This window comes from Serratia sp. 4542 (assembly GCF_016805595.1).
GTDB classification, from domain to species: Bacteria; Pseudomonadota; Gammaproteobacteria; order Enterobacterales; family Enterobacteriaceae; genus Serratia; species Serratia nevei.
The window spans coordinates 939,319-961,686 of the sequence record NZ_RXKV01000010.1 but is presented as its reverse complement, the minus strand read 5'-3'; the positions used below and the strand labels follow the sequence as shown (position 1 = coordinate 961,686).

Below are 22,368 nucleotides of genomic sequence, written 5' to 3'. Positions count from 1 at the left end.
GGTCTGTGAACGAACAAAATCAACTATCCAATCTTGGAAAAATCATGATGCGCCGCCGGTGGCGCTGAATCTTTCGAGGATGAACCATGTCGTCGCGCTTCGCTACGTTGGGCCGCATACCGCGCGGCGTGTGGATCTTGGGTGGGGTGAGTCTGCTGATGGACGTTTCCTCGGAAATGATCCACAGCCTGCTGCCGCTGTTTATGGCGACGACGCTCGGCGTCAGCGTGATCGTCATCGGGCTGATCGAAGGGCTGGCGGAGGCGACGGCATTGATCGTCAAGGTGTTCTCCGGCGTGCTCAGCGATTACCTCGGCAAGCGTAAAGGGCTGGCGCTGCTGGGCTACGGGCTGGGCGCCATCAGCAAACCGTTTTTTGCCGTCGCGTCGTCATCCGGCATGGTGATGGGCGCGCGCCTGTTGGATCGTGTGGGCAAAGGCATCCGCGGCGCGCCGCGCGACGCCCTGGTGGCCGATGTGACGCCGCCGGAAATTCGCGGCGCGGCCTTTGGGCTGCGCCAGTCGCTGGATACAGTCGGCGCCTTTTTAGGGCCACTGCTGGCCGTCGGCCTGATGCTGCTGTGGCACAACGATTTTCGCGCCATCTTTTGGGTGGCGGCGATCCCGGCGGCGCTGGCGATCGCGCTGCTGTTCTTCGGCCTGAAAGAGCCGGCCGCCGCGATAACCGACAAGCGAACCCACCCGATTACCCGCGCCAATCTGCGGCTGCTGGGGCGTGGCTATTGGTGGGTAGTGGGCATCGGCGCCGTCTTCACGTTGGCGCGCTTCAGCGAGGCGTTTCTGGTGCTGAAGGCGCAGCAGGGCGGCACGCCGCTGGCGTTGATCCCGCTGGTGATGGTCGCCATGAACCTGGTCTACGCCTGCTCGGCCTATCCGTTCGGTAAACTGTCCGACCGCATGAGCCATAAAGGAATGTTAAAAGCCGGTTTGCTGGTGCTGATCGCCGCCGATGTGGTGCTGGCGTTGAGCGATCATTGGGCGGGCGTGCTGTTTGGCGTGGCGCTGTGGGGCGTGCACATGGGCATGACGCAGGGGCTGTTGGCGGCGATGGTGGCGCATACCGCGCCGGCGCACCTGCGCGGCACCGCGTTCGGCATGTTCAACCTGGTCAGCGGCGTGGCGCTGCTGCTGGCGAGTCTCGGGGCCGGCATGCTGTGGGAGCTGGCCGGTTCCGCCTCCACCTTTTACGCCGGCGCGATCGTCTGCGTGGTGACGCTTATCGGCATGCAGCTGGCGCCGTTCGGCGAACAGCAGGGCGTTTAACGGCCGTCGACAGGCTGCGGTGCTGCCTGCAGCAGCTCGGGCACCCGCTGGGATTCCACCGCCCGGCTGAACAGAAAACCTTGGCCGATGTGGAAACCGGCTTCGCACAGCGTTTGCCGCTGCTGCTCGGTTTCCACCCCTTCGGCGATGATATCGATCGACAGCTTTTGACCGAGAATGCCGATGCTTTCCACGATCGCCAGGATCGCCGGTTCGGTATTCATACGTTGAACGAAGTCGCAGTCCAGCTTAATGCAGTCCAGCGGGTAATCCATGATATGGCTGAACGAGGAGTGACCGGTGCCGAAGTCGTCCAGCGCGATGCGGATGCCCATCTCCTTGAGCATTTGCAACGCGCGCAGCACGTACTTCGAACCGTGCTTGTTGAACGCGTGTTCGGTCACCTCCAGTTCGATCAGGTGGTGGGGAATGTGGAACTTCAGCAGGCGCTGCAGGAAAGTTTCGGCGTAGTTGTCGCGTAAAAACTCGATCGGCGACACGTTCAGCGAGATGGGCTGCACCGCCACGCCGGCTGCGCGCCAGCGGGCGATATCGGCGAAGACCTTCAGCTGCATGGCTTCGCTGATCTTGGTCGCCAGCTCGTAGTCGTTGAACGCCTCGCTCACCGTCGCCGGCAGCTGCACGCCGTTGATCGGGCAGTGCCAGCGCAGTAAGGCTTCAAAGCCGACGATGCTGCCGTCGGTCAGGCTGACCTTCGGTTGGTAGCTGGGGCGGATGCAGTTGTCGCGCACGATCTGGCGCGCGTAGTTGAGCTGGCTGGCGCGGGCGCGCGCCTTGTCCATCATTTTGCGGTCGAACATATAGACACCGCCGCGGCCGCCGTCTTTCAGCTCATACAGCGCAGTGTCGGCGCATTTCATCAGTTCCGAAGCGTCGCGTGCGTCTTTGGGGTAGATGGCGCCGCCGATGCTCATGCCGCAGTGCAGCGTCTTGCCGCCGTGGGTGATCGGCGTCTCCAGCTGCAGCAGAAATTTGTTGGCGATGCGGAAAATATCCTGCTCGTTTTCGACGTCGCTGATCACGACGGCGAACTCATCGCCGCCGAGGCGGGAGACGAACGAGTGCGTATTCATGCAGGCGCTGAGCCTTTTGCCCAAAACCCGCAGCAGATGGTCGCCCGCCGCGTGGCCCAGCGTGTCATTCACCAGCTTGAAGTGGTCAAGATCCAGCAGCATCAGCCCAAGCGACTTGTTGCCGTGCAGGGCCCGCTTCATCTCTTGCTTCAGTTTCTTCTTGAACAGGCGCCGGTTGGGCAGGCCGGTCAATTCGTCATATTCGCTGGCGAGCAACAGGCGTTGTTCCATCACGCGTTGCGAAGTCACGTCGCGTGACACGCACAAGATCTCGGCCACGGTGCCGTGTTCGTCGCTGACCGGCGTGAGAATGTTGTCCCAGTGCTGTTTTTTGCCCTGCGGCGTCACGCTCAATCCCGTGAAGCGCGCATTTTTTCCGGCTCTGACGCTGCGCAGCGCCTTGCGGCCGCGGCGCCGGATCTCGGGCGACAGCAGCCCCAACCAAGGCATGCCAAACTCTTTTTGCCCCGGATCAAGGCCGAGCGCCAGGCTGCCGGAGCGGTTCATGTGGCGCAGCGTGCCGTCGTGATTGATCACTTTTATGCAGTCGACGCTGGCGTCCAGCATGTCTTGCTGGATAGACAGCGCCTGAACGTTTTGCTGGCGCTGCAGCATTTGCGGATGAATGTCGGTCGCCGTCAGGTACCAGCTGGGCTCCAGCGCCATGCCGTCCTGCCGGGCGTTAAACGCCAGCATAAACCAACGGTAGGCGCCGCTGCGATCGCACAGGCGGGCCTCGCCGGCGAACGAGGAGAGGGCCACGATCGCCTGGCGCCACTGCGCGGCCAGCCGCTCGCGATCGTCGGGGTGCAGAGCATCGAGCCAGTCGGCGGCGCCGTGTTCACCGGCGATGGCGCCGGTATAGTCGCGCCACTGTTTATTGAAGTAACCGCCAAGGCGGTTGCCGAAGCAAATCAGGCCGGGCAAGTCGTCTACGATTTCGCCATAGAGATCAATCGGATTTTTGTTATTGCTCTGCTTGGGCAACAGGGTCATGCGGTATTTCCTCGGAAAATTACCCATATTCTCGCTCTAGAGCAGAGCTTCTTTCAATATAGTCTTGCCAATGAAAATGGGAATAGCCAGCGGGCGCGGCTAAAAATCGGCCCGCTAGCATGGAATACATCCAGCGTGAACGCATTAGGAATACTCCTGTTATTTATAAGTATCCCTTATATTGCAGCGAAAAATAAGTGATCGGACCACACCGCGTTATTGCCGTGAAAATTAATCATTCTTGATGTTTCTCTATGGCTAAATGTTCAGTCGCCATGATGTACTCCCTGGCGCTATTCTGCCTGCTCTATGCGGTAATACTGACAAAAACCGCAGTTCAGACGGCGGTGAACGCCATTTTATGCACTCTGCAGCGCCCGTTTACTGGGGCTTAGCGGAAAAATCATGATGCAAATCAAGAAATGTTTTGTTTCATATGTTGACACTTTGCTTACGCGTGAGATAGCCTCGCGAATGATAATCATTAGCAAAACTGGATGGTGGCGCAAATGCATTCACGCAATTATCTCCGGGTAACCGTTCGGATAACAGACCAGATTCACAGCACAAGAGCCTGTCTGATGTGGTCTCTGGCAACGAGGCAATGCATCGGACGGCCGTTGTCATTAGACCTCTTGAGCGACATCTCAACTTAGCCTCAACGCGCAGACACTGGAATCACACCCTTGCCGGATCAATGCGGCCTGTTACTTTCGCGCATTTTGCACGGACACATCGCGATCTCATGCAGTTGCATCAGTTATCAATCATGGGTAAGGAGGCTCGGGTAGTTAAAAGTAAATTTACTCTCTGGGTGTAAAGGGATAGGAAAAAGAGTGGGCGTATCGGGTTATCGCTATTCTCCGGATTTTGATTATCCCTAAGAGACATTTCGGATGTCATATTAATACTAGCTACTTTGTGGAGAAAGTTATGGGTAATACCATGAATGGAAACGAAACGGGTTGGGACAGTGTTAACGATCTTATTCACTACCATGAACGCGGGAATGGCCTGACGATAAATAACAAACCGTCTTATGACATAAATGAGGCGGGGTTGCAGATAGCGCGCGGCGATAAAACCTGGAATGGCGTTCACGTCACGGGAAAAGAGGCGACGGTGACCTATTCCTTCCCGGATTGGGATTATAACGAACTGAACCTGGGCCACCGCTCCCCGGAACGTGATACGGGGCTGAGTGCGTTCACGCAACAGCAGCAAGAACAGGCGAAGCTGTCTTTACAATCCTGGGCCGATGTTGCCAACATCAAATTTGTCGAAGTTGCTTCAGGTCAACCTTCCAATATTACCTTTGGGAATTATGAGGGGACGGGACAAGCGTATGCCTTGAAACCTTACTCATATAATGGCAATGATTACAGAGGGTACAATTCTGATGGGCAAAGTTGGTACAACATTAAGAATCACTCCGAAAATTTGCATCCTGAGCTAGGTAATTACGGCCGCTTAACCATTACCCATGAAGTTGGCCATACTCTCGGGTTAGATCACCCGGGCACTTATAATGCGGGGCAAGGCAGCCCAAATTATACCAAGGCAGTTTACGCCGAAGATACCCGGCAGTTTAGCGTAATGAGTTACTGGAATGAATCCATTACCAACGCGGATCATGGCCATTACTATGCCGCTGCACCGCTGGTTGATGATATCGCGGCCATCCAGCATCTTTACGGCGCCAACATGACTACCCGAACCGGCGACACCGTTTACGGGTTTAATTCAAATACAGGCCGAGACTTCTATACGCTCAAGGACAGCCACGACAAGCTGGTGATGTCTGTTTGGGATGCAGGTGGCAATGATACCCTCGATTTTTCGGGGTATAGCCAAAATCAACGTATCAATTTGAACGAAGGCGCTTTCTCCGACGTCGGTGGATTAAAAGGGAATGTTTCCATCGCTGCCGGCGCCACCATCGAAAACGCGATAGGGGGAGCAGGTAATGACGTCATTGTTGGAAATCACGCAGACAATGTGCTCAAAGGCGGCGCCGGTAACGATGTTATTTACGGTGGGGCGGGCCAGGATCAATTGTGGGGAGGGCAAGGTAACGACATTTTTGTCTTCTCTGACCTGAATGACTCGCCTGTTCGGGCTCCTGATACAATTTGGGACTTTGAGTCAGGCAAGGACAAGATCGATCTGTCCTTCTTCAACCAAGGCGATAAAGGCAGTGATTTTATTCAGTTTGTCGATCATTTCAGCGGGCAGGCCGGTGAGGCGCTGGTGTCCTATGATACCCAAAGCAATCTGAGCGAACTGGCCTTCAACATCCATGGCGGTGCAAATCCAGACTTCCTGGTGCACATCGTCGGGCAGGCTGACGTCGTTGTTGACTTTATCGTATAAAACGGCAACGGTGGGCAATGATGCCCACCGTTTTGCATGGGCCAGCTATGTGTAAATCTATTCTTGTCGGAATAATATTCTTGTTTTCAGGAGCCTCTATGGCAAGCAGTCTGGTTTTACCTTCTGCCGAAACGCTATCCGGGCAGTGGACGGTCAGCGATAAATCAAAGTCCTGTGTTGTACAGCTCAACACGGAGGGTGTGGAATCGGCCGGCGGCTATAGCCTAAAATTTTTGTCTGATTGCACGCCCGACGTCTTGCCGCAAGAGCCAGTGGCGTGGCGTCCTGCACCCGATGGCATTGCATTGTTAGACAAGGAAGGGCTGACTGTACTTTTCTTCTCTCAGGAAGACGATCATTACCGCAGTCAAATCTGGGCCGAGACGGGAAAGATCCTGAAGAGAAATAACTAGCGGAAAACGCCGGCCTGACCCGGCGGTTATCCCACCTCACGCCACCCAGCCTCCGCCGTAACGGTGGGGGGCTTTTATGGGGAGGTCGGCAAGCCGTCGACGATGGTAATCATGGCTTCCGCTACGTGGCGCCGCTGTTGTTTCGCCAGCTGATAGGCCGGTGAATGGTAGCAGGCCAGGGCGGTGGCGTAGTCGTCGAATTCGATCAGCACATGTTTCACAAACGCCGGGCCTTCCAGCGTTTGCGCCTGTTCGCCGCGGGCGAGAAAACGGGCGTTGAACTGGCGAAACGCCTGAGGCGCCAAATCCATATAATGCTGATATTGCTGCGGATCTTTCACGGTGACATGGGCAATCCAGTACGCGGGCATCTCAGGGCTCCTGTTGCAGAATGCGCTTGGCCAGCGCGGCGGCCTCGGTCAGGTGATCGATGACTTCTTGCCTGGCCTGCGTCGGATTGTTTTGTTCGATGGCGTGATAGATCCGCGTCATGCGCTCGAAACCGGCCAGCTGGCGCTCCGGGGTTTTCAGGGTCAGGGCGCGCAGGCGGCTGATGCGGCTATTCAGGCGTTGAACGATTTCCCAGGCGATGGCGTGATGGGCCACCTGGAAAATGGTTTCATAAAAGGCCTGCGACGCTTCAACGCGCTGAATATCGTCCTGCCCGGCCGAAGCCTGATTAATTGCAATTAATTTTTCATGCAGTTTCTTTTTATCTTCCGGCCCGGCTTTCAAAGCGCAGTCGTGAGCGGCATCCTGTTCAAGCAGCAGACGAATAGTATAAATCTGCTCGGCAATTTCCCAGGTCAGAATAGCGACAATCGGCCCTTTCTTGCCGAGTGTTTCAATGAGCCCCTCCGCTTCGAGATAACGGATCACCTCGCGCACCACGCTGCGGCTGACGCCCAGCTCCTCGCACAGGCTGCGTTCCACCAAACGATCGCCGGCCTGAAAATACCCTGAGATAATCGCCTGCCTAATTTTCGCCAATGCCAATTCGCGCAAGGTGACCGGTGCATTCTCAATCTTCAATGACGCCTGAACCATAATTGTCTCTATTTTTTGTGGATCATCATTAATCCGGATAACGACGCGAATTCCCGTTTGCCCGGTACTATTAACATCTTTCCAACCCGCAAAGCAACGGCGGCCGATTTCGCGCCGCATCGCTAAAACGGCGAATGTTGCAGCAGCTCACAAAATCGAAAGATAGCCTAAAAAAACCGCTTTTCGTTGCCGATGCCCGCTGGCTCAACGGGTTCGGCACGGGCACCGGCCGCTGAGCGGAGTCGGTCGTGACCGGCGTTTCGCCGCCGGCCAAAGCCCACGCAGGTTTATTAATGCTTTGATTAATATCGGTTATTTTCAATTTCCCTTTACCTTCTTAGATGAAAATAAGAATACCGTATTATGGTATACCAAATTTTGACATGCCAATCTGCCCGATGCTATACCCTCGCCTTGTGACATCTGATTAACATTTGATTTACTTTTCGAGGTCCCTTATGCATCAAGACATCCGTAAGACTCTGGTTTCCACAGAAACCCTCTACGCCGACGGTGGCAAATCGGCGGGCAAACCGCTGGTGATGATCGCGGCGGCGGCGGTGATTAAAAACCCCTGGGCCGGGCAAGGCTTTGTTGAGGATCTGGCGCCAAAGATTCGAGAAATGGCGCCGGTGCTGGGTGAGCTGCTGACCGGTTTGATCCTCAAAGAGGCCGGCTCCGGCGAGCGGGTGGAAGCCTTCGGCAAAAGCGCGGTGGTGGGGCTGGGCGGTGAGTTGGAACACGCCTCGGCGCTGATTCACACGCTGCATTTCGGCAACCACTACCGCTCGGCGGTCAACGGTAAAAGCTATCTGGCGTTCAACAATACCCGCGGGCCGGCCAACGCGCCGATCCTGATCCCGATGATGGGGAAAAACGACGAAGGCAGCCGCGAGCACTACCTGACATTCCAGTTCAACATCAACGACGCGCCTTTCGACGACGAAATCGTCATCGCACTGGGCGCGGCGCTGGGGGGGCGGCCGCATCACCGTATCGGCAACCGTTATTTGGATCTGAAAGAGCTGGGCCATGATCAGAACAATCCGGCAGCTGTCTGAGCCCGCTCTGCGGGTAGGGTATCTGGAGGCCGGGCGTGGCGAGCCGCTGGTGTTGATCCACGGTGTAGGCATGAACGCGGAGGCCTGGTATCCCCAGCTCGATGCGCTTAGCGCGCACTTTCGGGTCATCGCCGTCGATATGCCGGGCCACGGCGAAAGCGAAGGCTTCGCCCACGCCGCGACGCTGGAGGATTACGTGCGCTGGATGGCGACCTTCTTAAACACCCTGGATACGCCGAGCGTTGCGGTGGCGGGGCACTCGATGGGGGCGTTGATCACCGCCGGTTTGGCGATCGATTATCCGGAGCGGGTCAAACGCGCCGTGGTGATGAGCGGCGTGTTCCAGCGTTCTGCGCAGGCCAGCGCCGCGGTCGCGCAACGCGCCAGCGCGTTGGCCAGCGGCCAGACGCAGCTCGACTCGCCGCTGAGCCGGTGGTTTGGCGCCGATCCCGCCGAACAGCGTCTGCGCCGGCAGGTGGGCGGCTGGTTGCAACAGGTGGACGTCACGGGCTACGCCCGCGCGTATCAGGCGTTTGCTACCGGCGATCGGGTGTATGCCCAGCGTTGGCACCTTATCCGCTGCCCGGTGTTGGTATTGACCGGCGAGCACGACGCCAACTCCAGCCCAGAGATGGCGCGGCAAATGGCGCAGGCCGCACCGAACGGGCGCGCGGTGATCATTGAGAACGCCAAACACATGGTCAGTCTGACCGATGCGCAACGCGTCAACGCGCTGATGCTCGATTTTCTGACCGCAGAGCAACCTTTGACTTTAGGAGCGGCAAATGGACGCGGATAAACGCAGGCAGTTGCGCGACGCTTTCGGCGCCTTTATGACCGGCGTCACCATTGTGACCTCGGTGGACAAGCAGGGGCGGCCGATTGGCTTCACCGCCAATTCGTTTTCATCGGTGTCGCTGGATCCGGCGCTGCTGTTGGTGAGCATCGATAAACGTTCGGCGAACCTGGCGCACTTTACCCAGTGCAGCCACTTCGCCATCAATATTCTGGCGGAACAGCAAAAAGAGGCTTCAACCATTTTTGCGCAAAAGAACGAAGACCGCTTTGCGCTGATCGATTGGCGCTGGAGCGCGTCGCGGGTGCCGCTGATCGAGAACAGTTCGGCGTGGTTCGACTGCTCGCTGCATCAGGTGGTGGATGCCGGCGACCATGCCATTCTGATCGGCCAGGTCGAAGGGTTCGAGTCCAACGCCACCGCCGGTCTGGGGTATTACCGTGGTGCCTATTTCACGCCGTATCAAAACGCGCAGTCGCTGATTGGCGGGCCGCAGGTGGTGGTGAGCGCGCTGATCGAGTTTGAAGGGCATGCCGTGATGGTACGGCAAAACGACGGCGGCTATCAGCTGCCGTCCAGCGCGGTGGGGAAACGCAGCGTCAGCGAAACGTTGGGAGATTTACTGCAGCAGTTGGGCATCAACGCCCATCCGGGTTTCGTCTATTCCGTCTATGACGACCGGCAGAAGCACCAGCAGCACATCGTTTTTCTGTGTGCGCTGCCGACCGACGCCGGCAGCCTGACGCCGCAGCTGAGCGCGGCGGAATGGTTCGATATGCCGACGCTGGCGCGGCTGCCGATCAAGGATCCGGCGCTGCGGTCGATGCTGGGCCGGTTCGTCAAAGAAAACGCCGTGGGCAATTACGGTATCTATTATGGCGATGAGCACAGCGGTGCCATCAAGCAATTCGCCGGTTGAGGCTGAACGGGAGAGTGTGATGAAACTGTCTTTATTCGTGCATATGGAACGAACGTTACCCGAAGAGTCGCAGGAAAAGCTCTACCAGGAGATGATCGAACTCTGCGAAATCGCCGATCGCGGCGGCATGCACGCCATCTGGACCGGTGAGCACCACGGCATGAATTTCACCATCGCGCCGAATCCATTCATCAATTTGGCGGACATTGCCCGGCGCACCTCCAGGGTGCGGCTCGGCACCGGCACCATCATTGCGCCGTTCAACCACCCGATCCGTCTGGCGGGCGAGGCGGCGATGACCGACATCATCACCGGCGGCAGGCTGGAGCTGGGTATCGCGCGTGGCGCCTATTCCTATGAATACGAACGGCTGATGCCCGGTTTGACCGCCTGGGATGCCGGGCAACGCATGCGCGAGCTGATCCCGGCGGTAAAAAAACTCTGGCAGGGCGACTATGCCCATCAGGGGGAATACTGGTCGTTCCCGGCAACCACCTCCTCGCCGCTGCCGAAACAGCAGCCGCATCCGCCGATTTGGGTGGCGGCGCGCGATCCCAACAGCCACGAATTTGCGGTGCAAAACGGCTGCAACGTTCAGGTGACGCCGCTGCATCAGGGGGAAGAGGAGATCGTGCGGTTGGTGACCTGTTTCAACGAGGCGCGTGCACGCTTCGCCGCCGAGCAGCCGCTGAAGATCATGCTGTTGCAGCATGGCTATGTGGCGGAAGACGAGGCGGACGCCCGCCTGGCGGCGGAAGAGCTCAACCGTTTCTACCACTACTTCGGCGCCTGGTTCAAGAACCAGCGGCCGGTGCGGCAAGGGCTGATTCAGCCGCTGAGCGATGAAGAGATCGCCGCCAATACCTATTATTCCGCCGAGATGATGCGCACTAACCTGGCTATCGGTACCGCCAATGAGGTCATTACGCGGCTGAAAAAATATGAGGCGCTGGGTTATGACGAGTTTGCGTTGTGGATCGACAGCGGCATGAGCTTTGCACGTAAAAAGGCCTCTCTGGAGCGGTTCATTCGCTGCGTGATGCCGGAATTTCACTGACGGAGGCGCTGATGGAATCGTTCAAACTCTACATCGACGGCCGGTTTGACGCCGGTTCGGCGACCTTCGCCTCGCTCAACCCGGCGACCGGTGAACCCTGGGCGCAGGTGGCGGAAGCCCGCGCCCAGGATGTGGATCGCGCCGTTGCCGCGGCGCACCGGGCGTTTCAGGGAGCCGAATGGCGCGATATGACCGCCGGCGCGCGCGGCAAGCTGTTGTTGCGGCTGGCCGATTTGCTGGAGCAACACGCTCCCGAGCTGGCGCGGCTGGAGACGCTGGATACCGGCAAGATCATCCGGGAAACCCAGGCGCAGATCGCTTATGTGGCGGAATACTACCGGTACTACGCCGGCCTGGCCGACAAGATGGAAGGCAGCGTGCTGGCGATCGACAAACCTGACATGGAAACCTGGGTGCGGCGAGAGCCGATCGGGGTGGTGGCGGCGATCGTGCCCTGGAATAGCCAGCTGTTTCTTGCGGCGGTGAAAATCGGCCCGGCGATCGCCGCCGGCTGCACGCTGGTGGTCAAAGCGGCGGAAACCGCGCCGGCGCCGCTGCTGGCGTTCGCCAGGCTGATAGACGAGGCCGGTTTTCCACGCGGCGTATGCAATGTGATCACCGGCTTTGCCGCCGACTGCGGCGCGGTGCTGACGGCGCATCCGCAGGTAGACCACATCGCCTTTACCGGCGGCGCGGAAACCGCGAAGCACATCGTTCGCGGCAGTGCGGAAAACCTCGCCAGCACCTCGCTGGAGCTGGGCGGGAAATCGCCGTTTATCGTCTTCGACGATGCGGATCTGACCAGCGCGGCGAATGCGCAGGTGGCGGCCATTTTCGCCGCGTCGGGCCAGAGCTGCGTAGCCGGTTCGCGTCTGTTGGTGGCAGAAAGCATCAAAGACGCGTTTTTGGCCCGGCTGACGGAGAAGGTGCGCAGTATTCGCATCGGGCCGCCGGATCGCCCGGACACCCAGTTCGGGCCGCTTTGTACCCGGCAGCAGCAAGAGCGGATCGCCGCCATCGTCAGCCGCTCGCTGGAGCAGGGGGCGAAACTGGTGGTTGGCCACGCGGCGATCGATTCACCGGGCTTTTATTACCCGCCGACGATCGTCGACTGCAGTGCGCAACCCGACGCCGAGTGCGTAAAGCAAGAGCTGTTCGGCCCGGTGCTGTCGGTGTTGACCTTCAGGGACGAAGCGGAGGCGATTCAGCTTGCCAATGATTCAGCCTATGGCCTGGCGGCCGGCATTTTCACGCAGAACCTGACGCGTGCGCATCGGGTGACCCGACGCCTGCGGGTGGGCGTGGTGTGGCTGAATACCTATCGGGCGGTATCGCCGCTGGCGCCGTTCGGCGGTTACGGCAAGTCGGGGTTTGGCCGCGAGGGCGGGATTGACGCCGCGCTGGAATACACCACCAGCAAGACGGTGTGGCTGCGCACCAGTGACGATCCGATAGACGATCCCTTCGTCATGCGCTGAGTCAGCGTAATCAGGCGCGATCTCAGGTCGCGCCGGCAGCTCTGTTTTCATCGCGTTGATACCGGCGACCGCAATGTCGCCGGGGCAAACGCACGCTTTTTTCGACGTATTCGCACCCTACACGCTGTAAAAAAATAAGAATCCAGGTTAACCGGGGGATATATGAATTCTCAGCCAGAGCAGACCGCGTTTATTGAAGACAAGTCGATCGATTTTGTTCCCGCCGCGGAGCGTCACGGCCATGCCCGCAGCCTGTTTACCCTGTGGTTTTGCACCAACATTGCGCCGCTGGCGGTGGTGACCGGGGCCATCTCCACGCAGACGTTTCATCTCGATATTCTCTCGGCGCTGAGCGCGATTGTCGCCGGCCACCTGTTCGGGGGCATTTTTCTGGCGCTGACCTCGGCCCAGGGGCCGCAGGTCGGGATACCGCAAATGGTGCAGAGCCGGGCGCAGTTCGGCCGCTATGGTTCGCTGTTGGTGATCGTGTTCACCACGGTGATCTATCTGGGGTTCTTTATTTCCAACATCACGCTTTCTGGCAAGGTCATCCATAACGTCATCCCGTCATTGAGCATGGGCGTGGCGACGGTGATTGGCGCGGTGCTGGCGACGCTGATCGGGGTGGTGGGCTACCGTTTCATCCACAAGATCAACAAAATCGGCGCCTGGGTGATGGGCAGCGCGCTGATTCTCGGGTTGGTATTGATGTTTTCTCAACCGCTGCCGGCGGATTTTTGGCAGCGGGGATCGTTCAGCATTGCCGGTTGGTTCGCCACGTTCTGCATCGGCGCCGTCTGGCAAATCAGTTTCTCGCCCTACACGTCAGACTATTCGCGTTACCTGCCGGCGGAAGTCGGCATTGCCAAACCCTTCCTGTATACCTATCTGGGCGCCTGCAGCGGTACCATTTTAGCCTTCGTGTTCGGTATGGTGGCGGTCAATCTGGTCGCCGGCAGCGACGATGCCATGGAGGCGGTACGCCAGGCGACGGGAGGGTTGGGGCCGGTGCTGATGGTGCTGTTTCTGATCAACATCATCTGCCATAACTCGATGAATTTGTACGGTGCGGTGCTCTCGTTGATTACCGCCGTACAAACCTTCTTGCCGCAGTGGATGCCTAATGCGCGGATACGTACGCTGTTCTCGGCATTGATTTTGCTGGGATCGGTATGGGTGGCGTTGGTTGCCTCGGCCAACTTTGTACATCTGTTCCTGAACCTGATCTTTGCCTTGATCTCGGTGCTGATCCCGTGGTGCATGATCAACCTGATCGATTTTTACCTGCTTAACCGCCAACGCTATGACATTTCGGCCATTTTCAGCGCAGACGGCGGGCGCTACGGCCTGCTTAACACCCGCGCGCTCGGCGTTTATTTCGGCGGTATTGCGGTGCAGGTGCCTTTTGTTGAGAACGCGTTCTTCTCCGGCCCTTACGCCAATCTGATCCCGGGCGCAGACATTTCCTGGGTGATCAGCATGGTGCTAACCGGCATCGCTTACCCACTGTGTTGTTCACGACGGGCTAACTGGGCGGTGCAATTATAACTCTCGAGCCTCGCCGGCCAGCATAAAAGGCCGGTTTGAGGGATGTGATAAAGTAATATTTAGAACAGGATGTTTCTAATTTTTTAATTTATTAAATTAGATAATAATCATATGAAATGGCTAAATGGATTTGGGCTAACTTATGATTGTTATATTAATGTTGCTGCTCATGGTGTTTTATATATCTCTAGCTTATGAGTTTAGAAGAATGAAAAAGCGAAGAATATATGCCTGGTATAAAAGGAAAAGGAAGAAGTCGGTTAAGCGATTTATCAACATGCTCTTATTTAAATAATTTTCCGGAGCAAGCTTTACAGGGATAACATGATTTTCTGAGACATATCTTTTCCCGATGATTGTTTGTCTTGCTGCGTTTATATCGCGTCGGATTGGCATCGCCGCAACATCAGCCTGCGGGGAACAGCCGCTGCTGCCAATCCGTCAGTTGCGTCAGTGTCATCGGCTTGGCGGCAATGAGTGCGCGATTTTCCAAGGCAATTTCTCGGGCGCGCTGCAACGATTCGGTGCTGAGGCGCTGCAGGCCTTGCCGCAGCGCCTGTTGTATTTGCGCCAGCTCGCCAGCGCCAACGTGCGCCAGCTCTTGGCGCATCTGCAGTAAGAATTCGTCGGTTAACTGCCGCAGCTGTTCAACGTTGAACGTCGGGGATTGCAGCGCGAACAGCAGGCCCTCGGCATCGGCACAGCGGTGGAAGGCGCATTGCACCACATAGCTCACGTTGCGATCCACGCGCAACCGCTGAAAATAACGCGGGGCGTAAAGCTGAGCCAGCACGCGCAGCGCCCAACGGCCTTCGGCTTCGCCGTTCGGCAGCGGGTAAAACTGCAGTAAGGCGCTTTCGGCGCCGCTTTCCGTCAGCGTAATGGGGCGATGATGGTGATGTGTCGGCAGCGGCGGCTCCGCGGCCACGGAATAGGGGAAACCGTACAGCAGGTGCGACAGCTGCCGTTTTAACTCGCCATCGCCGCCGATCAAGGTGGCATGCCATTGCGCCGCTGCGGTTGGCGCGCTGAGCGCCGCCGGCAACTGGGCTAGCAGACGGCGAATGGCAATATCGTTTTGCTCTTTCCGCTGCGTATGGTGCAGGTTTCTCGCCGCCTCGTTGAGCACGGCCGGCGACAACACCGCCAGCGCCCGGTTTACTACGCTCAGCCCATGGCAGATCAGCGCGTGGCTGCCCGCCAACTGCAGCAGCCACATGCCTTGGTGGCGTTCGAAGCTTAAATGTCCCTCCCGATGCGCCAGTTCGGCTGCCCCGGCGCGCAGCGCCGCCTGTATGCCGCAGGCCTGTTCATCGCTGAAGGGGCTGGACGGCGCCGGCCGCAGCAACAGCACCGGCTGCGCTTCGCCAGGGAGCAGATGCCGCAGCGGCGCCAGGCCGGAAGGCAAGGTCGGACTCGGCAGCGCCGCCGAGGCAGTGAAAAAGCGAAAAGGTTCCGCTGCGGGCGTCAGCGCGGCGCCGACGAAGGGGCCAAGCGCCAGCGGCAACCCTTGAATTTCACGGGTTTCGTCGCCGCCATCGGGCCGCACGGCCAGGCGGCGGCGCGGCGCGCTAATCAGCGCCGCAATATGCCGTGGCCAATCGTCGTTATCCTCCGCCGGCGGCAACCCAAACGCTCTGGCGCGCAGCTGATCGAGCGGCGCCAAACGGTGGAAATCGCGATTGGCCAGCCGCTCGTAATGCGCAAGCTGGGCCGGTGCCAGCACCTGCAGCGCCTGCAGCCACGCCAGCAACGCGCTTTCGATGTGGGCAGCTTCAGCGGCTGAACCGTGATTGACGGTAAAGATAAAACTCAGTAGCGCGTTGTTCTCGCTGCAGCGCGAATAATCAAGCCGAACCGCATCGCACCACGCCTGAGCGCGCAGCCGCGCCAGCAGCCCGCCGGGGGCTTCGTCCAGCAGCAGGCGCTCCAGCCGCCGCAGCCAACCGCGCGAATGGGAGCGCGACAGGGCAAACACCAGTCTCAGCTGCGGCGTGCCGGGAAGAGACAGGGTGTAATCTTTCGCAGCGGTCAGCGGCGGTGAGGCTTTGTGCGGTATGGCGCTGCCCGATGGCAAGCGGCTGCCGTAACGCTGGGCCAGCGCATGCAGCTGCGCCAGCGATTGTGGGCCTTGCAGCCACAGCGTCAGGTTTGGCGCGCGAAAATAGCGCCGGTGAAACTGCCGCAGCGCCTGCTGCAGGGCGGAAATGTCGTTGCCGAAAGCGGCGCGGCTGCCGATATGAAAGCGGTGCATGGCGTCCAGGCCGGCGAACATCTGCCGCTGTGCGGCTTCGCAGCGGGTTTCCACCTCGGCGCGCAGCAGGCGGTATTCGGCGTCGATGACCTCAACCTCCTGAGCGATCGCCTCGGCCGCCAGCTGTGGGGCGGCGAGCATATCGCTCAGCCGCGCCAGCCCCTGCGCCAAATGATCGGCGCCCACCTCGAAGAAAAACGCGGTTTGCGTCGCCTGAGTGGTGGCATTCAGTCGGCCGCCCACCGACGGTACCCAGCCCATCAGACTATCTTGCGCGCTGAAGTTCGCGCTGCCGCGAAACAACATATGCTCCAGCAGATGCGCCAGGCCCGGCCAGGCGGTGGGCGCCTGAAAACTGCCCGCTTCAATGCGCACCAGCGCGGCGGCGCTAGCGGCGGCAGGATCGCTTATCGCCTTGACGGCCAAACCGTTGTCGAGCTGCCAGGAGGCGCCGGCGAGTGCCATCGTCAACCCTTGAAAATCAGACGGGAGTTGGTTTGATTGCGAAAACGCAGCTGATCGATACCGATCTGCGAACGATTCGCCGCTTCCCGCGCCGCCAGAATGGTGCCGTGGTGCGGCGATTTGCCGCATACCGGGTCGGCGTTGTCGGCGTTGCCGGTCAGCATGAACGCCTGGCAGCGGCAGCCACCGTAGTCTTTCTCTTTCTCCGAGCAGGAACGGCAGGGCTCCGGCATCCAGTCATAGCCGCGATAGCGGTTAAAACCGAACGAGTGGTACCAGATATGCTGCAGATCGTGCTCCAGCACCGACGGGAAGGCGATTGGCAACTGACGGGCGCTATGACAGGGTAACGCCATGCCTTCCGGCGTTACGCTCATGAAGATCGCCCCCCAGCCGCCCATGCAGCCTTTGGGGCGCTCCTCGTAGTAGTCCGGCGTGACGAACAGCAGGTTGGCCAGCTTGCCGTCGGCGGCCATGCGTTCGCGGTAGCGTTTTACCACCGCTTCCGCGTCGGCGATCTGCTCGCGGGTCGGCAGCAGGCCCTCGCGGTTGAGGTGTGCCCAGCCGTAGAACTGGCAGGTCGCCAGCTCGACGTCGTCGGCGTCCAGCTGGATCGCCAGTTCGATAATGCGGTCGATCTGACCGATATTGTGGCGATGCAACACGAAGTTGAGCACCATCGGATAGCCGAGCGCCTTGACCGCCCTGGCCATGGCCAGCTTCTGCTGAAACGCCTTGGCGGAGCCCGCCAGCGCGGCGTTCAGCGTTTCGTCGCTGGCCTGAAAACTGATCTGGATATGGTCCAGCCCGGCGTCGGCGAAGGTCTGCAGCTTCTTCTCGGTCAGGCCGATACCGGAAGTGATCAGGTTGGTGTAAAAGCCGAGATCGCGCGCGGCGGCGATCAGCTCGGGCAGGTCTTTACGCACCAGCGGCTCGCCGCCGGAAAAACCGAGCTGCACGCTGCCCATCGCCCGCGCCTGGCGAAACACCTCAATCCACTGCGCGGTGGTCAGCTCTTTTTCCTGCGCGGCAAAATCGAGCGGGTTGGAGCAATAGGGGCACTGCAGCGGGCAGCGGTAGGTCAGCTCCGCCAGCAGCCAGAGCGGCGGGTTCACCGCCGGCGCGCGTGCTTCAGTCACGGAAGGTCACCCATTTTTGTTCGTAGGCGCGCTGGAAAAACTCCAGCACGTCATCCGCCAACCCCTCGGCGCCGGGAAAGCGGGCGTTCAGCTGCGCGATGATGCCGTTCAGCGTGGTGTGGCCATCGACCAGCTGCAAGATGGCGGCGGCGCTGTCGTTCAGCTTGGCCATGCCTTCCGGGTAGAGGATCACGTGGCTGTTTTGCACTTGCTCCCATTGCAGGCGGTAGCCGCGGCGGAAGACCGGGGTGTGTTCAGGGTTCAGCGTCATTACACCAGCCTCTGGTTGTGCCATACCCGCGCGGCGGTCACGCTGTGATAAGGCGGGCGGTTCAGGGTGTAGGCCATGCTCATGGCGTCCAGCATGCTCCACAGAATATCCAGTTTGAACTGCAGGATCTCCAGCATGCGCTGCTGCTTTTCAACGGTGTCGCAATAGTCCAGCGCCAACGCCAGGCCGTGCTCCACATCGCGGTTGGCCTGGCCGAGGCGGCTGCGGAAATAGTCGTAGCCGGCGGCGTCGATCCACGGATAGTGCTGCGGCCAGCTGTCGAGGCGCGACTGGTGGATTTGCGGTGCGAACAGTTCGGTCAGCGAGCTGCAGGCCGCTTCTTGCCAGCAGGCGCGGCGCGCGAAATTGACGTAGGCGTCCACCGCAAAGCGCACGCCCGGCAGCACCAACGCTTCAGAGAGCAGGGTGTCGCGCTGCAGCCCGACGGCTTCGCCCAGGCGCAGCCAGGCTTCGATGCCGCCTTCGCTGCCGCCGTAGCCATCGTGATCCAGGATGCGCTGCACCCATTTGCGGCGGGTTTCCGGCTGCGGGCAGTTAGCCATGATCGCCGCGTCTTTGATCGGAATGCTGGTCTGGTAGTAGAACCGGTTGGCCACCCAGCCCTGGATCTGCTCGCGGGTTGCTTCACCGTTGTGCATCGCGATGTGGTACGGGTGGTGGATATGGTAATAAGCGCCTTTGGCGCGCAGCGCCGCTTCAAATGCCGGCGGAGTCAGGGGCAGTGGTTGCGTCATGGCGGTTCCCTACAGTTCGATATTCATGCCGTCCCAGCTCACTTCAATGCCGGCGGCGGTCAGGCTTTGCCGCTCTGCCGAGTCTTCATTGAGGATTGGGTTGGTATTGTTAATGTGGATCAGGATTTTGCGCCTGGCGGGCAAGGTGGCGAGCAGGGCCGCCAGCCCGTGTTCTTCCGCCAGCGCCAGATGCCCCATGTCTTTGCCGGTATTGCGGCCCACGCCGGCGTTGGCCAGCTCGTTGTCGCGCCACAGCGTGCCGTCGATCAGCAGGCAGTCCGCGCGGCGCAGCCACGGCATCAGCGCCTCGTCCGGCTCACCCAGGCCCGGTGCGTACAGCAGCCCGACCCCGCGCGCGGTATCTTCGATAAACAGCGCCACGTTGTGGCCCGGCAGCGGGCGATCGCGGTACGGCGAATAGGGCGGCGCGTTGCTGAGTAGCGGAATGGCGGTAAAGCGCACGGTCGGGCAGACCGCCGTGTGGAACGGTTCCTCAGGCGTCACCGGGTGGTGAATCAGCCCACCGTTCCAGTGGGAGAGCATGGGAAACACCGGGAAGCCGGTGCTGAGATCGTCATGCACTTCAGGCGTGCACCAGACGTGATGCGGGCAGCCCTCGCGCAAATTGAGCAAGCCCGCGCTGTGATCGATCTGGCTGTCGGTCAACACGATCGCGCCGATACCGGTGCCGCGCAGCACATCGGGATTATTCAATTCGGGCGAGGCCAGCAGCTGATGGCAAATGTCCGGGGAAACGTTGCACAGTACCCAGTTTTTACCGTCGTCGCTGACGGCGATGGAAGACTGGGTGCGGCGCGTGGCGTTGATGCTGTGGTCGCGAACGCCCCGGCAGTTGTCGCAGTTGCAATTCCACTGGGGAAAGCCGCCGCCTGCTGCTGAGCCGAGAACTTTTATCTGCATGTCTAAACCAGAAAGAGAGGGAAAGAAATGCCCGCGCGAAAGGCGGGCAGACGGGCGATTAACGGTTGGAAATGTACAGCGTCACTTCCAGACCCAGACGCAGGTCAACAAATTCAGGTTTAGTCCAGGTAGTCATAGCGGTGCTCCTTAGCATGCATCGTAATAGTTCGAGCCCAATGAGAAACATTCGCATTCGGCCGGCCCAATGTTGGCGAAATGTGACGGAGATCGCAACCTTTAAAGCGTAACCGGGTTATTCGCCCCAGGTGGTGGCGAGCACGTTCAGCCAGTTGCGCCAGGTCAGCTTCTCCAGCAGCCGGTTATCGAACCCGGCCTGTGCCAGCGCTTGCGTCAGCAGCGGCAGGCCGCCGACATCTGCCAACGGGTGCGGTACGTTGACCCCGTCAAAATCAGAGCCAAATCCCACGCGATCTTCACCAAGTTTAGCGATCAAATACTCAACGTGTTTAACAATTTCTGTTAAGCCAGTCGTTGCACTGTCACGTTTACCGTCCGCACGCAGGAAGGCGGTACCGAAATTGACGCCGACCATCCCGCCGCTCTGAGCGATGGCGTCCAGCTGTGCGTCGGTCAGGTTACGCGGTTGCGGGCAGAGGGCGTGGGCGTTGGAGTGGGTGGCGACCAGCGGCGCGCGGCTCAGCTCGGCGGTTTGCCAGAAGGTTTTCTCGTTCATGTGCGAGACGTCTATCATGATGCGGCGGCGGTTGCAGGCGCGGATCAGCGCCTCGCCGGCCGGCGTCAGGCCGGGGCCGGTATCGGGTGAGCCGGGGAACGGCCCGCTGACGCCGGTGCCGAAGGCGTTCGGCAGATTCCAGAAGGGCCCGATGCTGCGCACGCCCAGCCGGTAGAAGGCCTCCAGCTGCGTCAGCTCCGCATCGATCATGCCGGCGCCTTCAATATGCAACACCGCGGCGATTTGTCGGTTGAGACGACACTGTTCTATCTCGGTGGCGGTGCGACAGATGCGCAGCTGCCCCTGAGAAGCCTGCTCCAGCTGCTGCAGGATGGCGATTTGCCGTTCGGCGATCGCCAGCGGATCGAAGGTGGCCTGCGCCTCGTCCTGCGTTTGGTGGCGCATCTGGGCGATATGGCTGACCGGGGGAATAAATACCGCGAACAGCCCGCCGAAAAATCCGCCGCGCCGCATGCGGGCGAAATCGAGGTGGCCCGGCGTGACGCGGGAATAGAAGGCGGTGGCCGGATCGTCGTCATGCTGCAGCCACAGGTTGAGCAGCAGGTCGTTATGGCCGTCGAACACCGGCCAGAGAGGGGGAAGTGTCATGGGCGCTTCACTGAGTCAGGCATCGTGAACGCTATGTTCTCCCATCGCGCGAGGGGGAACAACCCTCAGGCTATGGGGGCTTTGCCGTCGGCGGGATCACTCGCCGTCAGCAAGGCAAAATTTAGTGACATTGTCACTCTGCGCGAAACGGTTCCTGCATGCGTTGGCGGCAGACCGTCAGCAGTAGCTGGCGTAGCCAGCGGTGATCGGCCTCGGCGTCCAGGCGCGGATGCCACATTTGCGACACGGTGATGGGCGGCGTTTTCACCGGCAGCTCGAAGACGCGCATCGGGCCGCCCGCCGGTTGCGCATGCAGGAACGAGGCGGGCAGCAACGCCAGCAGGTTCGAGGCTTGCGCAACCGCCAGCGCGGCCGGAAAGCTCGGCACCACGGCGGCGATATGGCGTGCCAGCCCCAGCTCCGCCAGCGCGGCGTCTACCGGCCCGAGGATGCGCCCGCTGCGCGAGGCCACCACGTGGCCGCAGGCGGCGTAGTCGGCGGCGCCGATCGCCGGCTGCTGCGCCAGCGGGTGTGAGGTTCTCATCACGCCGACGAAGCGATCGCGGAACAGCGCCTGCAGGCGGATTTCCGGGCCCATGTCACCCAGCACGCCAATCTCCAGATCGACCAGCCCTTCACGCAGGGGGCGGTCGCTTTTCTCCGGCTTGGGCGCAAAGCGCAGTCGCACCCGCGGCGCCTGTTCGGCCGCGGCGGCGATCAGCGCCGGGCCGAAGGCTTCGACGAAGCCGTCGTTAGCACGCAGCGTAAAGGTCCGATCCAGCACGGCGGGATCCAATGCCCCCTGCGCCGGGCGCAACACCGCGCGCGCTTCGAACGCCGCGTGCCGCGCCCGCTCGCGCAGCGTTTCGGCATAGGGCGTCAGCACCATATGGCGGCCAGCGCGCACCAGCAGGGGATCGCCGGTGGCCGCGCGCAGCCGGCTGAGGGTGCGGCTCATCGCCGAGGCGCTTAAACCGAGACGCCGTGCGGCGCCGACGACGCTGCCCGCCGTCAGCAGCGCGTCGAGTGCGATCAACAGGTTGAAATCCGGATCGGTCATGCGTGGGTGTCCTGTGGTGCTGGAAATGGGGGAAGGCGTTTGCTGCAGTATATCAGCGTAAACGCTGCGTCTCCTGCGATTGATGAGCAATAAAAAAGCCGATAACGGAGGTTATCGGCTTGGGTGGCAGGCTGC

At 60.0% G+C, this 22,368-nt stretch carries 20 protein-coding genes; 9 read left to right on the top strand and 11 right to left on the bottom strand.

Annotated features, from left to right (window positions below; all coding sequences use genetic code 11):
* Positions 1-86 precede the first annotated feature (86 nt).
* Complete coding sequence (locus tag EKL15_RS16750) at positions 87-1,283, top strand: MFS transporter (RefSeq protein WP_060439964.1); 1,197 nt, start codon at positions 87-89, stop codon at positions 1,281-1,283.
* Here EKL15_RS16750 and EKL15_RS16745 read toward each other — a convergent pair.
* Positions 1,280-3,373: a bifunctional diguanylate cyclase/phosphodiesterase gene (locus EKL15_RS16745; RefSeq protein ID WP_203089994.1), complete on the bottom strand. Its 2,094-nt coding sequence runs from the start codon at positions 3,371-3,373 to the stop codon at positions 1,280-1,282. The genes EKL15_RS16750 and EKL15_RS16745 overlap by 4 nt on opposite strands.
* Positions 3,374-4,306: 933 nt before the next feature.
* Between EKL15_RS16745 and EKL15_RS16740 the strand changes: the two genes are divergently transcribed.
* A complete protein-coding gene (locus EKL15_RS16740) occupies positions 4,307-5,746 on the top strand; it encodes a serralysin family metalloprotease (protein WP_203089991.1) in 1,440 nt (479 codons plus the stop codon).
* Between the two features lie 98 nt (positions 5,747-5,844).
* Entirely contained in the window at positions 5,845-6,159 is a 315-nt protein-coding gene (locus tag EKL15_RS16735; protein WP_060418940.1) for an AprI/Inh family metalloprotease inhibitor, read from the top strand.
* Between the two features lie 74 nt (positions 6,160-6,233).
* Here the strand turns inward: EKL15_RS16735 and EKL15_RS16730 are convergent, their stop codons facing one another.
* On the bottom strand, positions 6,234-6,530 hold the full coding sequence (locus EKL15_RS16730; RefSeq protein WP_060418938.1) for a DUF1330 domain-containing protein: 297 nt from the start codon (positions 6,528-6,530) through the stop codon (positions 6,234-6,236).
* A gap of 1 nt (position 6,531) precedes the next feature.
* A complete protein-coding gene (locus EKL15_RS16725) occupies positions 6,532-7,326 on the bottom strand; it encodes a GntR family transcriptional regulator (RefSeq protein WP_204275777.1) in 795 nt (264 codons plus the stop codon).
* Between the two features lie 338 nt (positions 7,327-7,664).
* Here EKL15_RS16725 and EKL15_RS16720 point away from each other — a divergent pair, with 338 nt between their 5' ends.
* From EKL15_RS16720 to EKL15_RS16695, 6 genes are all read left to right on the top strand, one after another.
* A complete protein-coding gene (locus EKL15_RS16720) occupies positions 7,665-8,267 on the top strand; it encodes an amino acid synthesis family protein (RefSeq protein ID WP_033648297.1) in 603 nt (200 codons plus the stop codon).
* The gene (locus EKL15_RS16715) at positions 8,239-9,066 is read left to right on the top strand and encodes an alpha/beta fold hydrolase (protein ID WP_203089988.1); all 828 of its coding nucleotides are present in this window, start codon (positions 8,239-8,241) and stop codon (positions 9,064-9,066) included. The genes EKL15_RS16720 and EKL15_RS16715 overlap by 29 nt, the downstream gene beginning before the upstream one ends.
* Positions 9,053-9,982 carry a flavin reductase family protein gene (locus tag EKL15_RS16710; protein WP_203089985.1) on the top strand — a complete coding sequence of 310 codons (930 nt, stop codon included), beginning with the start codon at positions 9,053-9,055 and terminating at the stop codon, positions 9,980-9,982. The genes EKL15_RS16715 and EKL15_RS16710 overlap by 14 nt, the downstream gene beginning before the upstream one ends.
* A gap of 19 nt (positions 9,983-10,001) precedes the next feature.
* Positions 10,002-11,039, top strand: coding sequence for an LLM class flavin-dependent oxidoreductase (locus EKL15_RS16705; protein ID WP_049199552.1), 1,038 nt, complete (start codon positions 10,002-10,004; stop codon positions 11,037-11,039).
* Between the two features lie 11 nt (positions 11,040-11,050).
* The gene (locus EKL15_RS16700) at positions 11,051-12,517 is read left to right on the top strand and encodes an aldehyde dehydrogenase (protein ID WP_049199554.1); all 1,467 of its coding nucleotides are present in this window, start codon (positions 11,051-11,053) and stop codon (positions 12,515-12,517) included.
* A gap of 162 nt (positions 12,518-12,679) precedes the next feature.
* Entirely contained in the window at positions 12,680-14,065 is a 1,386-nt protein-coding gene (locus tag EKL15_RS16695; protein ID WP_060418931.1) for a cytosine permease, read from the top strand.
* Positions 14,066-14,471: 406 nt separating this feature from the next.
* On the opposite strand, the gene pqqF is transcribed toward EKL15_RS16695, so the two are convergent.
* From pqqF to EKL15_RS16655, 8 genes are all read right to left on the bottom strand, one after another.
* A complete protein-coding gene (gene pqqF, locus EKL15_RS16690; RefSeq protein ID WP_203089982.1) occupies positions 14,472-16,784 on the bottom strand; it encodes a pyrroloquinoline quinone biosynthesis protein PqqF in 2,313 nt (770 codons plus the stop codon).
* Between the two features lie 2 nt (positions 16,785-16,786).
* The gene (gene pqqE, locus EKL15_RS16685; RefSeq protein ID WP_060439955.1) at positions 16,787-17,923 is read right to left on the bottom strand and encodes a pyrroloquinoline quinone biosynthesis protein PqqE; all 1,137 of its coding nucleotides are present in this window, start codon (positions 17,921-17,923) and stop codon (positions 16,787-16,789) included.
* Complete coding sequence (gene pqqD / locus EKL15_RS16680) at positions 17,916-18,194, bottom strand: pyrroloquinoline quinone biosynthesis peptide chaperone PqqD (RefSeq protein WP_016927749.1); 279 nt, start codon at positions 18,192-18,194, stop codon at positions 17,916-17,918. Before pqqD ends, pqqE begins: the two co-directional genes overlap by 8 nt.
* Positions 18,194-18,949 carry a pyrroloquinoline-quinone synthase PqqC gene (gene pqqC / locus EKL15_RS16675; RefSeq protein ID WP_048321566.1) on the bottom strand — a complete coding sequence of 252 codons (756 nt, stop codon included), beginning with the start codon at positions 18,947-18,949 and terminating at the stop codon, positions 18,194-18,196. Before pqqC ends, pqqD begins: the two co-directional genes overlap by 1 nt.
* Positions 18,950-18,958: 9 nt before the next feature.
* Positions 18,959-19,870 (bottom strand): pyrroloquinoline quinone biosynthesis protein PqqB, encoded by a 912-nt coding sequence (gene pqqB / locus EKL15_RS16670; protein WP_159318023.1) that lies wholly within the window; start codon positions 19,868-19,870, stop codon positions 18,959-18,961.
* A 58-nt stretch (positions 19,871-19,928) separates the two neighbouring features.
* Entirely contained in the window at positions 19,929-20,006 is a 78-nt protein-coding gene (gene pqqA, locus EKL15_RS16665; RefSeq protein ID WP_004937827.1) for a pyrroloquinoline quinone precursor peptide PqqA, read from the bottom strand.
* 117 nt (positions 20,007-20,123) lie between these two features.
* Positions 20,124-21,173, bottom strand: coding sequence for a dipeptidase (locus tag EKL15_RS16660; RefSeq protein WP_197847684.1), 1,050 nt, complete (start codon positions 21,171-21,173; stop codon positions 20,124-20,126).
* A gap of 133 nt (positions 21,174-21,306) precedes the next feature.
* Positions 21,307-22,233, bottom strand: coding sequence for a LysR family transcriptional regulator (locus EKL15_RS16655; protein WP_203089979.1), 927 nt, complete (start codon positions 22,231-22,233; stop codon positions 21,307-21,309).
* Positions 22,234-22,368 lie beyond the last annotated feature (135 nt).

Excerpts from the sequence above, each read along its gene's own strand:
- EKL15_RS16695 (WP_060418931.1), top strand. The coding sequence starts at position 12,680 with ATGAATTCTCAGCCAGAGCAGACCGCGTTTATTGAAGACAAGTCGATC.
- EKL15_RS16725 (WP_204275777.1), bottom strand. The coding sequence starts at position 7,326 with ATGCGGCGCGAAATCGGCCGCCGTTGCTTTGCGGGTTGGAAAGATGTT.
- EKL15_RS16750 (WP_060439964.1), top strand. The coding sequence starts at position 87 with ATGTCGTCGCGCTTCGCTACGTTGGGCCGCATACCGCGCGGCGTGTGG.
- EKL15_RS16710 (WP_203089985.1), top strand. The coding sequence starts at position 9,053 with ATGGACGCGGATAAACGCAGGCAGTTGCGCGACGCTTTCGGCGCCTTT.
- EKL15_RS16740 (WP_203089991.1), top strand. The coding sequence starts at position 4,307 with ATGGGTAATACCATGAATGGAAACGAAACGGGTTGGGACAGTGTTAAC.
- pqqC (WP_048321566.1), bottom strand. The coding sequence starts at position 18,949 with ATGACGCAACCACTGCCCCTGACTCCGCCGGCATTTGAAGCGGCGCTG.
- EKL15_RS16715 (WP_203089988.1), top strand. The coding sequence starts at position 8,239 with ATGATCAGAACAATCCGGCAGCTGTCTGAGCCCGCTCTGCGGGTAGGG.
- EKL15_RS16705 (WP_049199552.1), top strand. The coding sequence starts at position 10,002 with ATGAAACTGTCTTTATTCGTGCATATGGAACGAACGTTACCCGAAGAG.
- EKL15_RS16655 (WP_203089979.1), bottom strand. The coding sequence starts at position 22,233 with ATGACCGATCCGGATTTCAACCTGTTGATCGCACTCGACGCGCTGCTG.
- EKL15_RS16720 (WP_033648297.1), top strand. The coding sequence starts at position 7,665 with ATGCATCAAGACATCCGTAAGACTCTGGTTTCCACAGAAACCCTCTAC.
- pqqA (WP_004937827.1), bottom strand. The coding sequence starts at position 20,006 with ATGACTACCTGGACTAAACCTGAATTTGTTGACCTGCGTCTGGGTCTG.
- pqqD (WP_016927749.1), bottom strand. The coding sequence starts at position 18,194 with ATGACGCTGAACCCTGAACACACCCCGGTCTTCCGCCGCGGCTACCGC.
- EKL15_RS16700 (WP_049199554.1), top strand. The coding sequence starts at position 11,051 with ATGGAATCGTTCAAACTCTACATCGACGGCCGGTTTGACGCCGGTTCG.
- pqqF (WP_203089982.1), bottom strand. The coding sequence starts at position 16,784 with ATGGCACTCGCCGGCGCCTCCTGGCAGCTCGACAACGGTTTGGCCGTC.
- EKL15_RS16735 (WP_060418940.1), top strand. The coding sequence starts at position 5,845 with ATGGCAAGCAGTCTGGTTTTACCTTCTGCCGAAACGCTATCCGGGCAG.
- EKL15_RS16660 (WP_197847684.1), bottom strand. The coding sequence starts at position 21,173 with ATGACACTTCCCCCTCTCTGGCCGGTGTTCGACGGCCATAACGACCTG.
- pqqB (WP_159318023.1), bottom strand. The coding sequence starts at position 19,870 with ATGCAGATAAAAGTTCTCGGCTCAGCAGCAGGCGGCGGCTTTCCCCAG.
- EKL15_RS16745 (WP_203089994.1), bottom strand. The coding sequence starts at position 3,373 with ATGACCCTGTTGCCCAAGCAGAGCAATAACAAAAATCCGATTGATCTC.
- EKL15_RS16730 (WP_060418938.1), bottom strand. The coding sequence starts at position 6,530 with ATGCCCGCGTACTGGATTGCCCATGTCACCGTGAAAGATCCGCAGCAA.